This is a genomic window from Geobacter sp. OR-1 (assembly GCF_000813145.1).
Classification (GTDB): Bacteria; Desulfobacterota; Desulfuromonadia; order Geobacterales; family DSM-12255; genus Geoanaerobacter.
In genome coordinates this window covers 33,449-46,317 of sequence record NZ_BAZF01000017.1, presented here as the reverse complement: position 1 = coordinate 46,317, position 12,869 = coordinate 33,449, and the positions used below count along the sequence as shown (strand labels likewise).

General features: G+C 57.3%; 10 protein-coding genes. 7 read left to right on the top strand and 3 right to left on the bottom strand.

Features of this window, described 5'->3' with window-relative positions; genetic code table 11:
• Positions 1-91: 91 nt before the first annotated feature.
• Both OR1_RS15540 and OR1_RS15535 read left to right on the top strand, forming a co-directional pair.
• A complete protein-coding gene (locus tag OR1_RS15540; protein ID WP_052440525.1) occupies positions 92-1,222 on the top strand; it encodes a hypothetical protein in 1,131 nt (376 codons plus the stop codon).
• 240 nt (positions 1,223-1,462) lie between these two features.
• A complete protein-coding gene (locus OR1_RS15535) occupies positions 1,463-2,428 on the top strand; it encodes an HD-GYP domain-containing protein (protein WP_041972815.1) in 966 nt (321 codons plus the stop codon).
• A gap of 35 nt (positions 2,429-2,463) precedes the next feature.
• Here the strand turns inward: OR1_RS15535 and OR1_RS15530 are convergent, their stop codons facing one another.
• Positions 2,464-2,904 (bottom strand): PAS domain S-box protein, encoded by a 441-nt coding sequence (locus OR1_RS15530; protein ID WP_041972814.1) that lies wholly within the window; start codon positions 2,902-2,904, stop codon positions 2,464-2,466.
• A gap of 171 nt (positions 2,905-3,075) precedes the next feature.
• On the opposite strand from OR1_RS15530, the gene OR1_RS15525 reads away from it, so the two are divergent.
• A complete protein-coding gene (locus tag OR1_RS15525) occupies positions 3,076-4,362 on the top strand; it encodes a putative DNA modification/repair radical SAM protein (protein ID WP_370543365.1) in 1,287 nt (428 codons plus the stop codon).
• Positions 4,362-5,120 carry a TIGR03915 family putative DNA repair protein gene (locus OR1_RS15520; RefSeq protein ID WP_041972812.1) on the top strand — a complete coding sequence of 253 codons (759 nt, stop codon included), beginning with the start codon at positions 4,362-4,364 and terminating at the stop codon, positions 5,118-5,120. The genes OR1_RS15525 and OR1_RS15520 overlap by 1 nt, the downstream gene beginning before the upstream one ends.
• Before the next feature lie 35 nt (positions 5,121-5,155).
• Here OR1_RS15520 and OR1_RS15515 read toward each other — a convergent pair whose 3' ends face one another.
• Together OR1_RS15515 and OR1_RS15510 are read right to left on the bottom strand one after the other, a co-directional pair.
• A complete protein-coding gene (locus OR1_RS15515) occupies positions 5,156-6,229 on the bottom strand; it encodes an HD domain-containing phosphohydrolase (protein WP_041972873.1) in 1,074 nt (357 codons plus the stop codon).
• The gene (locus tag OR1_RS15510) at positions 6,226-7,773 is read right to left on the bottom strand and encodes a PAS domain-containing sensor histidine kinase (protein ID WP_052440523.1); all 1,548 of its coding nucleotides are present in this window, start codon (positions 7,771-7,773) and stop codon (positions 6,226-6,228) included. Before OR1_RS15510 ends, OR1_RS15515 begins: the two co-directional genes overlap by 4 nt.
• 257 nt (positions 7,774-8,030) lie before the next feature.
• On the opposite strand from OR1_RS15510, the gene OR1_RS15505 reads away from it, so the two are divergent.
• The 3 genes from OR1_RS15505 to OR1_RS15495 all read left to right on the top strand — a co-directional run bounded on the left by OR1_RS15505 (position 8,031) and on the right by OR1_RS15495 (position 12,822).
• Positions 8,031-9,779: a transporter substrate-binding domain-containing protein gene (locus tag OR1_RS15505; protein WP_082002992.1), complete on the top strand. Its 1,749-nt coding sequence runs from the start codon at positions 8,031-8,033 to the stop codon at positions 9,777-9,779.
• Positions 9,776-11,188 (top strand): sigma-54 dependent transcriptional regulator, encoded by a 1,413-nt coding sequence (locus OR1_RS15500; RefSeq protein ID WP_041972810.1) that lies wholly within the window; start codon positions 9,776-9,778, stop codon positions 11,186-11,188. The genes OR1_RS15505 and OR1_RS15500 overlap by 4 nt, the downstream gene beginning before the upstream one ends.
• Before the next feature lie 296 nt (positions 11,189-11,484).
• Positions 11,485-12,822, top strand: coding sequence for an anaerobic C4-dicarboxylate transporter (locus tag OR1_RS15495; RefSeq protein ID WP_041972871.1), 1,338 nt, complete (start codon positions 11,485-11,487; stop codon positions 12,820-12,822).
• Positions 12,823-12,869 lie beyond the last annotated feature (47 nt).

Genomic DNA, 12,869 nt, shown 5'->3' with positions numbered 1-12,869 from the left:
CCCCGTGGTTTAAGGGGACCCAAGGGGCCTAAAGAAGACGGGAGTGGTTATTGCCGCAGATAAGTTGCCAAAAAACATGTGAGGAGATGGTATGAAGAGATTTATGCGCATTGCATCATCACTGCTGTTACTGTTCACCCTTGCCGCCTGCGGCGGAGGCGGAGGTTCCAATACCGTACCGGCTAATACGATTGTCAGCGGTATCGCCTCAAAGGGATTGATCATCAACGGCACCGTCAGGATATATGCCCTGGTCAACGGAACAAAAGGCGCCCTGCTGGCCACCGTCCCCACCAACGACCAGGGTTATTACTCCGCCGATATCGGCAGCTATGTAGGGCCGGTCATGGCCGAGGCCAGCGGCGCTTACCTGGACGAGGCCACAGGCACCACCAAAACCGTGCCCGACAACGCTCCCATCCATGCGGCCCTCCCCCTGGCCCAGGGGACCGTATCCCTGCCGGTGACGGCGCTCACCGAACTGGCGGTACAGAAGGCGGACAACCTTACCCCTGAGGCCATTACTGCCGCCAATACCCTGGTCTCAGAGATCTTCAAGGTGGACATCGTCACCACCCTGCCGGTGGCCCCCACCGCCACTGCGCTGGCAGATGCCACCCAGGCCCAGAAGGACTATACCCTGGCGCTGGCCACAGTGTCCCAGGTATCCAAGGATACGGGGACCAGCCTTGAGAATACCCTGACCACCCTGGCCCAGGGCATCACCTCCAGCGGCATGTCCACCGCCACTGTCGCCACGGTCCAGGCCGCCCTGACCACCTTTGTAACCACCAACAGCAACAACCGGACCGGCGTGACCAACACCGCCGAAACCAATGTGGCCAACGCCGGAACCCTGAGCAAAAGCTATACCCTTGCCCTGCAGGGAACCATTGCCGCCGGAGCGATCAGGGGTATCCAGTTCAACCTGGTCCTGCCGCCCGGAGTCACCCTGAACATCAACAGCGCCACCTCGGCCATCCTGGACAGCAGCCTGAAACTCCCGGCCGATGGGGTGCTCGCCGCCAAGTATGCAAACGGAGCGGCAACCATCGGCATCGTCAACACCAGCGGCCTCAGCGTTGGGACATTGGCCACCCTGACCTGCAACATCACCGCGACTGGAGGCGCGCCAGCAGCAACTGCATTCTCCGTGACCAATCTCAAAGCGGTCAATGAAAAGGGAAGTGCCATTACAGGGGTCACGGTGATCGTGCAATGAGGACGCGCACCGGCATTACCCTCGCCGGCGGAATGCGGCCGGTTACGACCCGATTACCAATGGTACGGTAGTGCTGACCAACAAAGTCCAGGTGACCATCGGGACGTACAATTATCCGGTAAGATAATTTTAATTCTGTCAGATACTATGGGTTGACATTAACGTGAAAGGTGACATTATGTTTCAATCCCCTTGCATATCGCGCCTCAGCGTCACTAATTATTCCCGGGAATTCATTAAATGGCTGAAGACTCCTTCAAACCGATACCGCTTGAATGCGTACTGCCCGATATCTTCCCCGCAATAGCACTCTACACCAAGGGAAGCGGTGCCAATTACGTACTGTACAAACCATTCGACCGCCCGTTCACGCTCTCCGATCAGCAACGGCTCGAACGAACCGGAAAGCAGAACATCTATGTGCAGATGGATGATTCAGTGGATCTGACCTCATATATTGAGGAGCATCTGACGGCATTTCTGGCTGACGATTCGATCTCGGAAAAATCCAAAAACCTGATCCTGTATCAAACCTCCATGGAATTTGTGGCCGAAGTCATGGAATCGCCTCATGGGCTGTCATCCAACATTGGCCGGTGCAAGAGTCTGATCAAAAACCTCATGAAACATGTCGCCTCCTCCGCAGCGCTCTTGGACGTATTTCAGGAAATCGCCGCCGACAAGCTCTATATCCTGTCGCATTCGGTCAAAGTGGCGGCTCTGACCATGCTGGTGCACGACAAGGCCTTTAACATCTCTCCTGACGAAATGCTGGATGTGGGAGTAGGAGGCATACTCCACGACATCGGCATGACAATGATCTCCGGAGATATCCTGGAAAAGCCGGAGGCGCTGTCGAATATCGAGTACGAAATCGTGAAAACCCATCCGCAAAAAGGTTATGAACTGCTGAATAATGCGGGATGCTTCAATGAAATTTCCCTTACCATCGTCAGGCATCATCACGAAAAATGGGACGGGTCAGGGTATCCGGCCAGGCTCAAGGGGGACAACATCACACGGTCGGCTCAGGTTGCCGCGATCTGCGACATCTATTGCGCCCTGGTATCGGAGCGCCCCTACCGCAAGGCCTCGCCGCATCCGGAAGCGTTGCGGATCATGAAGGATGAAGCCGGCAGAACGTTCAAGAAAGAGCTCTTCGACACATTCGAGAAAATCGTAAACAAGCAAACATTGCAGAAGTGAGCCGGTAAAATCGTTTTTACGGCAAAAAAATTCCCTCAGGAACGGCCGTCCCGCTGGCCGAGTTCGCTCTCGCACGTTTTCAGCCGCTCCCTGAGAGCAACCTCCCGATTTCGCTGTTCCGTCACGTTCCGCATTATCGAACCGCTTCCCGCTATCGTGCCGTCCTCGTTCTTAAGCAGGACCATACTGAACTCCAGCGACACCCGGCGCCCCTCCCTGTCGATCCCTGGAGCGCTAAGCAGGCCGGTCTTGTATTTGGTCTCCCCGGTTGCCATGACCCGGCGGTAGCCCTCCCAATGGCGGCCCCGCAGGTTTTCAGGGATGATGATATCAAGCGACTTTCCCAGGGCATAGTCAGCGCCATGGCCGAAGATTCTCTCCGCCCCGGAGTTCCAGTACCGGATGACCCCTTCCTGGTCCGCGGCAAGGATGGCGTCGGGGGAATCATCAAGGAGCTGTTCGAGCGTCTTATTCATGTGGCCTCCCAATTTCCGGTCAATGTAATAAGTTAACCAGAAAGCCGGGCCGGCGCAAATCCGATTATTTTAATCGAATTGGGCATGCGCCTTGATACTAATGACATATTCTGTCATCTCTCCCTGTTATTATTCAGCCACCATGCCTAAGGAGTTGGCCTTGTGGCGACTATTGACCTGATGGACAAACTGAAGATACTGGCAGATGGGGCGAAATACGACGTCTCCTGTGCCTCCAGCGGCAGTTTCCGCCGGAACAGGGACGGCATCGGCAACGCCGCTTCGTGCGGCATCTGTCACACCTGGACCAGTGACGGCCGTTGTGTCTCACTCCTGAAAATCCTCATGACCAACAGCTGCGTCTACGACTGCGCTTACTGCGTCAACCGGCGCAGCAACGATGTGCAGCGGGTGCTGCTGACTCCGGCGGAGGTCGCGGAACTTACCATCGGCTTCTATCGCCGCAACTACATCGAGGGGCTCTTCCTCAGTACCGGGGTGGTGCGTTCGCCCGACCATACCATGGAGTTGCTGATCGAAGCGGTACGAACCCTGCGGGAGGAGTACCGGTTCAACGGCTACATCCACTTGAAGCTGGTACCGGGAGCCGATCCGCTCCTGGTGCAGAAAGCCGGGCTCCTTGCCGACCGGGTGAGCGTCAACCTGGAGCTGGCGACCAGGGAAAGCCTGGCCCTGCTGGCGCCGGACAAGAGCCGCGACGCCGTGGTGGAGCCGATGCGGCAGGTAAACCAGCTGATAACCGTCAACCGGGCGGAACGCAAGGAATCCCGAAAAGTGCCGCGCTTTGCCCCTGCCGGCCAGAGCACCCAGCTGATCGTCGGCGCCACCCAGGAAACCGACCGGCAGATCGTGACCCTGTCGGAGCAGCTCTACCAGCGAATGGAGCTGAAGCGGGTCTACTATTCGGCCTTTATTCCGGTAATGACCGACAACCGCCTTCCCGCCCTACCCGATTCGCCGCTCCGGCGTGAGCACCGGCTGTATCAGGCCGACTGGCTGCTCCGTTATTACGGCTTCAAGGCCCACGAGCTGCTGGATGAAGAGCGCCCCAACCTGGAGGCTAATCTCGACCCGAAAACCGGCTGGGCGCTGCGGCACCTGGAACTATTTCCGGTTGAGATCAACCGAGCCGATTACGAGGTGCTGCTGCGGATTCCGGGGATCGGCGTCCGCTCGGCCCAGCGCATCCTCAGGGCACGGCGCCAGGGTCACCTGGGAATTGACGACCTGGCAAAGCTCGGCGTAGTTTTGAAGCGGGCACGCTATTTCATTACCGCCAGGGGCCGCTACGCCGGTGAATGCGCCATTGAGAGCACCCTGTTGCGCAGCCGGTTGGTGGGAGGGACCGTTCGGAAAGGTGGAATCCAGTTGGAACTGCCGTTTTCACAGCCGGAGGCGCATGGAGATGCAATCAGCCTGATTTCCGGGGAGTTGTGATGGGTGGCATCTACCGTTACGACGGCAGTTTCAGCGGGCTGCTGACGGTCATGGCCAGACTCGTGCCGCAGCGCATCCTGCCGGACGCCATCGGCACGGACCCGCCGCCTCAGCAGAGCCTCTTTTACGAAGTGATTGCCATTGAAACGGATGAGCAGCTGGTGGAACAGTTCTGGCCCGAGCTGATCGCACGTCTGACGCCGGCGTGCCACCACCGGATCAGCCAGGTCTTTCTGGCCGGCCATCCGGAACGGGAGTTGCTGATCTGCCGCTATCTGCTGCTGGCATGGGAAGTCGGTCGAAAGGTAAGCGCCATGCTGTCACATCAGCACGTGGCGCCGTTCTGGAAACTGGCCCAGCAGGTGGGGCACGAAGCGCACCGGTATCTGGGCTTTGTCCGGTTTCAGGAGGTGAACGGCGGCTTCTATTATAGCGCCATTGCCCCGGACCACCGGATTCTGCCGCTCATTGCTTCTCATTTCGCGGCCCGTTTCAGCGATCAGCAGTGGGTAATACACGATACCAAGCATGGCGAGGGGGTTTTCCATGACCGGCAGCGCCGGGAATGGCTGATTCTTCCCATGGCCAGTCATGCCGATCCGGATCTGACCGTGGCGGAAGAGCGTTTTCAGGAGTTGTGGCGCAGTTACTTTGCCACCCTGGCGATTGGCGAGCGAGAAAATCTGCGGCTGCAGCAGAGCAAGGTGCCGCTTAAGGTGCGGCCGTGGCTGGTGGAGTTTGCACCGGGTAAGGTATGACCCGTTGTGATATCAGACGGTCCGCCGCACTCTTTTCAATCCCTGTTGCTGTCAAAAATATTCTCGAACTTATCGACAGTCGCTTGAAACGCCTCTAGCACCCGGCGGTCAAAATGGCCCGGCATGGTTCTGCCATCCCCTTCACAAATGATGCTTACCGCCTTTTCATGGCTGAAGGCGGGTTTGTACACCCTTTTGCTGCGCAGGGCATCATACTGGTCCACCAGCATGACTATCCGTCCTTCAATCGGAATAAGATCGCCTTTGAGGCCATGAGGGTAACCGGTGCCATCCCATCGTTCATGATGATTGAGCGCAATGGAGGCAGCCATTTGCAGCATGGGATATGACGATCCCCGGAGGATCTTCTCGCCGACCACCGTGTGGCGTTTCATGACGTCGAACTCCTCTGCCGTCAGGCTCCCCTGCTTGAGGAGGATTGCGTCGGGAACGCCGATCTTGCCGACATCATGCATGGCACTGGCAACGGTGATGGTCTCGATGAAATCGTCAGGTTGGCCCAGTTCTCGTGCAAGCATCCCGGCATAGAGCCCGATCCTGGAGATATGACGCCCGGTGTCCTCGTCTCTGAGTTCTGCCGCGGAGGTAAGCCGCGCGATGGTCTCCACGCTCATGTTTTTGAGCATGCACAATGCATCCGCCAGCTCGGCCGTCCGCTGGAGGACTGTCAGCTCAAGCTCCTGGCGGTAATTTTTCTCAATCTCCTTCAACCGCCTGAAATCAACCGCTTTCTCGACGCTATGAATCAGGTACTGGGCGTTATACGGCTTGATGATAAAGTCGTGGGCGCCCTTCTTCACAGCGGATACCGCTACATCAAATTCAGGGAAAGCAGTCATGAGAATGACCGGGGTCTCGGTATCGCTGCGGCGGATCGCCTCCAGCAACTCTATGCCGCTCATCCCCGGCATGTTGATATCAGTGAGGAAAACGTCCACAGCGTTGGTCCCGATGGCAGCAAGAGCGCTTTCACCGCTGTCGTAAGAGTAAACCCGGAAACCGACCATGGAGAGCAGCGTTGATACACTGTGCAACACATGGGGGTCATCATCGATGACCATTATTGACCCTTTTTCTTCCTCATTCATCCTAGCTCTCCTCCGGAGATCGCTGGCAAGAAGATCTTGAAGCTGCTTCCTCGCCCCTTTTCACTGCTACAGGTTATGAACCCGTTATGCCGTTTGACTATGCCGTAAGTTATGGAAAGACCAAGACCGCTGCCGCCACCCATCTCTTTCGTGGTAAAGAACGGTTCGTAGATCCGCTTAAGTGTCGCCTCGTCCATGCCGGTTCCGTCATCGGCAACGGTCACAACCGCATAATCGCCGATCTGGCCATAACCGAGCCGGTTGATCGACTCCTGAGTCAGGTGACAGACTTCGGTTTCGATGGCAAGGGCACCACCACCGGTCAGAGCTTCCCTGGCGTTGGCAATAATGTTCATGATCGCCTGTTCGAGTTGGATGCTGTCAGCCTTGACCGGCAATGGGCTATCGCTGATTTTTGTTTCGAGCCGGATGGCCGGGCCTAGATTTTCGCCAACAATTTTCACCATTCTGCTAACCAGTTCGTTCATGTCGATGGGCGTCAAAGGACCGGCATGTTTGCGGCTGAATGTCAGCAGGTTCTTCGTCAACTTGGCGCCTCGTTCTGAGGCGCGGATAATTTCGGTTATGCACCGGTTGACTTGCTCGCTTTGCTCGCATTTAATTTCAAGAATACTGGCGTAGCCCACTATGGCTGTCAGAATATTGTTGAAATCATGAGCTACGCCGCCGGAAAGCTGGCCGATCGCCTCCATTTTCTGGGCATGCCGGAGCTGACCCTCAAGGCGTTTCTTTTCGGTTACTTCCTCTTTGATCGCAATGAAATGGGTTATCTCCCCATTCGGCCCCTTTATCGGCGAGATCATCGCCTCTTCCCAGTACAGTTCGCCGTTTTTCTTCCTGTTGAGAAACTCGCCCCGCCACTCACGGCCGTCAAGGATTGTTTCCCAAAGGTCTTGGTAAGTCTCCAGGCTGGTCTGCCCCGACTTGAGCACCGAAGGATTACGGCCAATGACCTCCTGCTCGGAGTATCCGGTAACCTCGGTGAATTTCGGATTCACATGTTCAATCAGCCCCTCGGGTGAGGTGATCACGATGGAGACCGGGCTCTGGGTGATGGCATAGGAGAGCGTACGCAGTTCATCCTCAGAACGCTTGCGTTCGGTGATGTCTTCGAGCGTTTCGATTACTGCGACGATTTCACCGGTTGCAGAACGGATCGGAGCGGCATTGAAGAAGATATAACGTTCCTCGTTGCGCAAGAAGTACCACCCCTCAGCCATCAGCAGATCCGTCTGGAGAGGAGACCTGCTGAACTGGCTATAGAGTCCCGATAACAGCCCTTCCTGTCCGTCCAGAACGATATCGGCAAGACAGGGACGCTCATGGTCGTAGAACCCCTTCCATTGTCCCGTTGTCCCGACAACCTCATCTGCGCGAAGGCCGGTCAGCATCTCACAGGCTTTGTTCCAGACAATCACGCGATGCCCGTCATCGATGACAAAAGTCGGCGCCGACAAGCTATCCAGCAGCTTTTCATAAAATTCTTTCTGCTGTTGCAGTGCTGTTTCGGTATTCTTATCCATGTCCGTATCCCGTTACCTCTATTATCGGGTAATTATTCTTTTTATTAACTCTTCTGCGCCATTCTTGTCATTTTGCCGAATTATATTTATTTAATATTGTCTCCCGGATTTCTGGTTCGCGCAAGTTGTTTCCTCTCCGTAGTTTCCCCCTTTGGCTGGCGAAGCATGAAAATTAGGATATCCTAGTACCAGTTCATCTCTCATTTTCCGGAAAAGCGCCCGTGGATCATTATCGTATCGTTGCACATCGGTTTGTGATGCAGCGCATGCTTGCCAGCGTGCTGTGGCCGGCCATTACCATGGTTGTCCTGGCAGTGTGCGCCGCCGGTGCCGGTGCGGCCAACCTCCCCGTACCGGGCGCAGACCGGGAGATCGTTGTCGGCGGCGACCGGGATTATCCCCCCTATGAATTCATTGATCAAAACGGCCAACCAACGGGATTCAACGTCGAACTGACCAGGGCCATTGCCGAGGTCATGGGGATGAAGGTCGAGTTCCGGCTTAGCGGCTGGTCGGAGATGCGTTCAGCCTTGCAGAGCGGCCGCGTTGATGTGCTGGAAGGGATGTCGTTTTCCGAAGAACGGGCGAGAGAGGTCGATTTCTCCCTCCCCCACGCCATGGTCAACCACGCGGTCTTTGCCAGGCGTGACTCACCGCCGATAAACTCGTTTGCCGAACTGGCAGGAAAATCGGTGGCCGTTCACCGGGCCGGGATCATGCACGATTTATTGGTGCGAGAGGGTTTCAAGGGGAGGCTGGAATTGACGCCGACCCCGGCGGATGCCCTGCGGCTCCTGGCTGCCGGGAGAACCGATTATGCCATTGTCGCCATCGTTCCGGGGATGTATATCATTCGCGAGCTGAAACTGACCAACCTCTTTCCGGCCGTGCGCAACGTGGCGACCCATCGTTACGGCTATGCGGTCAAGAAAGGCAATGCCGAACTGCTCTCACGTTTCAACGAGGGGCTGGCCATCCTCAGGAAGACCGGCCAGTACGACCTGATCTATAACAAATGGCTCGGGGTTCTGGAGCCGGAACATGTGGACTGGCGTTCCATAGCCAAGTACGGGGCAGTAGTCGTAGTGCCGCTGGTGCTGCTGCTGGGTGGCTTTGCCCTCTGGTCGCGCACCCTGCACCGCCAGGTCGCCTTGCGCACTGCCGACCTGACCCGGGAAGTCAGCGAGCGCAAACATGCCGAAGAGGAGCTGCGGCGCAACCAGCAGCAGCTGGTCCAGGCCGACAAGCTGGCGGCCCTGGGAGTTCTGGTTTCGGGCGTCGCCCACGAGATCAACAACCCGACCGGGCTGATCCTTCTCGATGTACCGATCCTGAAACGGGCTCACAACGATACGGAACGGATACTTGAAGAGCATTACGCCGGCCATGGCGATTTTACCCTTGGCGGCCTGCCGTATTCTGAGATGCGCGAGGAGATCCCGAGGATTCTGGACGAGATGCAGGATGGGGCGAAGCGGATCAAGCGGATTGTCAACGACCTGAAGGATTTTGCCCGGCGGGACGATCTGGGGGATAAAGAGACCATTGATCTCAACACGGTTGTCCGGACAGCGCTGCGGCTCGTTGAGCCGACGGTCCGCAAAGCAACAAACAGGCTGCAGGTCGATTATGCCGAGGATATACCGCCGGTCAGGGGGAACAACCAGCGGATCGAGCAGGTGGTGATCAACCTGGTGCTCAACGCCTGCCAGGCCCTGCCGGATAGCGAGCGGGGCATATTTATCGCCACCAGCTGCAACCGCGCCACTACCAGCGCCATTCTGACGGTGCGCGACGAAGGGGTCGGCATTACCGCCGAAAACCTGTCACGCCTGACCGACCCGTTTTTCACCACGAAGCGGGAGAGCGGCGGCACCGGTCTCGGCCTGTCGGTATCCGACGGCATAATCAAGGAGCATGGCGGCCGGCTGTTTTTCGATTCGACCCCGGGCAGCGGCACCACCGTTACCCTGGCTTTGCCGGTAATTACAGAGGAGGAGACGTGAACCAGCAATCCTATCCCGCCTTCGGCATTCTCCTGGTGGATGACGAACCGGCCTGGCTGAAATCGCTGTCCCTGACACTGCGAAGCTGCGCCGGGCTGACCAATGTCACCACCTGCCAGGACAGCCGGGAGGTGATTGGCCTCCTTGCCGGAGGAGGGATCGGTCTCGTGCTCCTCGATCTCACCATGCCCCATCTGTCGGGCGAGGAGCTGCTCAAGCAGATCGGCGAGCAGTTCCCGGAGATCACCTGCATAGTCGTCAGCGGCCTCAATCAGCTGGAAACTGCGGTGCGCTGCATGAAGCTCGGGGCGTTCGATTATTTCATCAAGACCGACGAAGAGGACCGGATCGTCGGCGGGGTACTGCGGGCGGTCCGGATGAAGGAGATGCAGCGGGATTACCTGGAGATGTCCAACCGCTTCGCCTCAGGTGAACTGCGCCATCCGGAGGCATTTATTGCCATCGTTACCGGCGACCGGGCAATGCTGAACGTCTTTGCCTATGCCGAGGCAGTGGCCAAAAGCCCGCAGCCTTTGCTGATAACCGGGGAGAGCGGCGTCGGCAAAGAGCTCATCGCCCAGGCGGTCCACCAGTTGAGCGGATGCCGGGGCAAACTGGTAACGGTCAATGTCGCAGGGCTGGACGACACGGTCTTCAGCGACACCCTGTTCGGCCATGTCAGGGGGGCCTTTACCGGAGCCGACCAGCTCCGGCGTGGGATGATCGAAGAGGCGGCCGACGGTACGCTGTTCCTCGACGAAATCGGCGATCTCAGCATCCCTTCCCAGGTCAAGCTGCTCAGGTTGCTGCAGGAGGGGGAATTTTTCCCGATCGGCTGCGATCAGCCGAGGCGGCTAAAAGCGCGGATCATCGCCGCCACCCACCAGAACCTGGCGGAAAAGGAGGCAACAGGGGTATTCCGGCGCGATCTCTACTACCGGCTCCGCACCCACCAGCTGCACGTGCCGCCATTGCGGGAACGGCCAGGCGACATCCCGCTGCTGCTGGACCATTTTCTGGGAGAAGCGGCCAAGGAGCTGGGGAAAAAGAAGCCGACCCCGCCGCGGGAACTGGCCCAGTTGCTGGCGACCTACAGATTCCCCGGCAATGTCCGCGAACTCAAGGCGATAGTTTACGATGCCGTAAGCATCCATCGCGACCGGATGCTTTCCATGGACTCATTTATCAAAGCGGTCGGACAACCCCTGCCAAGCAGTGAACCACAGGCATCACCCCCCCGCCAGAACCCATTTGCCGGCTTTGCCGACCTTCCGACCTTCAGCGACGCGGCCGCTCTTCTGGTGATGGAGGCAATGGACCGGTCCGGCGGTAACCAGACACTTGCGGCGCGCCTGCTTGGCATCTCGCAGCCGGCGCTCTCCAAACGGTTGAAGATGCGACAGTCCTGAGCCGGACAAGCCATCCCAAATATCCAACCCCCATAACCAAGGTTATAATCATAACCCCCGGCTATATCCCATCCATACTGTTTAAAATCAATTAGTTATCAATAATATCCCTTATTCGCCATAGCCTTTGGTTATGAGGGTTAAATTGGCCTTGTGACCATTTTCGCGCAATTTAACTAACATAATCAGCGTGTTACGAACACATGCCGGGCTGGCACTCTCTGTGCTCTCCATAACTTAAAGAGTTCGCACTAATCAGCTTTACGGCTGAATAAGGAGGATTGGCCATGGATTACATCATCGCACTCGAATTTCTGGTTATCGTTGCATGCCTGTTGGTGGGCACCCGTTACGGAGGCTTCGGTCTCGGGCTCATCAGCGGCGCCGGTCTCCTCGTCTTTGCCTTTGTCTTCCATCTCGCACCCGGCAAGCCCCCGGTGGATGTGCTGCTTACCATCATGGCCGTCCTCGGTTGCGCGTCGGTGCTGCAGACCGCCGGAGGTCTCAACGTGATGATGCGCTTCGCAGAAAAGATATTGCGCCGGCATCCCCAGTACATAACCATTCTCGCCCCGATCACGACCTGGTGCCTTACCGTCATGTGCGGCACAGGCCACGTGGTTTACACGATGTTCCCCATCATCTACGACATCGCCATCAAGGAGGGGGTCCGTCCGGAACGCCCAATGGCCGCGGCATCCGTTGCATCCCAGATGGGGATCTGCGCCTCTCCCGTATCCGTGGCTGTCGTCTCGCTGGTCGCCATTCTGGCAAAATCCACCCATCCGGTCAGCTTGCTGCAACTGCTGAGCATCGGCATCCCCGCCACGTTCTGCGGTGTAATAATGATGGCACTCTGGAGCCTCAAGCGTGGCAAGGACCTGGAAAATGATCCCAAGTTCCAGGCAAAGCTGCAGGACCCGGAACAGAAAGAGTACATTTACGGCGAATCCGCCACCCTGCTGGACAAAGTGTTCCCCAAAGAAGCCTACTGGGCCACCTGGATCTTCTTTGCCGCCATCGCCGCCGTGGTTGTCCTGGGCGCCTTCCCGGAATTACGCCCGGTCTTTGCGGTTGCCGGAAAAACAAAGGTGCTCTCCATGAACCTGGCGATCCAGATCATGATGCTGACCGCCGGAGCACTCATAGTGCTGTTCTGCAAGGTGAACACCAAGGATATCCCCAACGGCACCGTATTCAAGGCCGGTATGGTTGCCGTCATCTCCATCTTCGGGGTGGCCTGGATGGCCGACACCTTTTTCGAAGCGCATTTCGAACTGTTGAAAGGGAGCCTCGCGGGTATCGTGGCTACCCAGCCATGGAGCTACGCCATCGTGCTGTTTGTCGTCTCCAAGTTCGTTAACAGCCAGGCTGCGGCCATCGCCGCAATGGCACCCCTGGGGGTCAGCCTCGGTGTGGATCCACTGATGATGATTGCCTTCATTTCCGCCAGCTACGGTTACTTCATCCTTCCTACCTATGCCAGCGACCTGGCCTGCATCAACTTCGACCGCTCCGGCACGACATGCATCGGTAAATACATCCTCAACCACAGCTTCATCATCCCCGGCCTCATCGGCGTAAGCACAGGATGTGGGGTAGGCTATCTCCTCGTTAAGATGCTCATAGTGTAGGCGATTTTAACTGGCAGCAGGACCAAGAGAGTAAGCCACCCCCGCCT

Bases quoted from the DNA above. Each gene is read 5' to 3' on its own strand.
- OR1_RS15505 (WP_082002992.1), top strand. From the start codon at position 8,031: ATGCAGCGCATGCTTGCCAGCGTGCTGTGGCCGGCCATTACCATGGTT.
- OR1_RS15530 (WP_041972814.1), bottom strand. From the start codon at position 2,904: ATGAATAAGACGCTCGAACAGCTCCTTGATGATTCCCCCGACGCCATC.
- OR1_RS15515 (WP_041972873.1), bottom strand. From the start codon at position 6,229: ATGAATGAGGAAGAAAAAGGGTCAATAATGGTCATCGATGATGACCCC.
- OR1_RS15510 (WP_052440523.1), bottom strand. From the start codon at position 7,773: ATGGATAAGAATACCGAAACAGCACTGCAACAGCAGAAAGAATTTTAT.
- OR1_RS15540 (WP_052440525.1), top strand. From the start codon at position 92: ATGAAGAGATTTATGCGCATTGCATCATCACTGCTGTTACTGTTCACC.
- OR1_RS15535 (WP_041972815.1), top strand. From the start codon at position 1,463: ATGGCTGAAGACTCCTTCAAACCGATACCGCTTGAATGCGTACTGCCC.
- OR1_RS15520 (WP_041972812.1), top strand. From the start codon at position 4,362: ATGGGTGGCATCTACCGTTACGACGGCAGTTTCAGCGGGCTGCTGACG.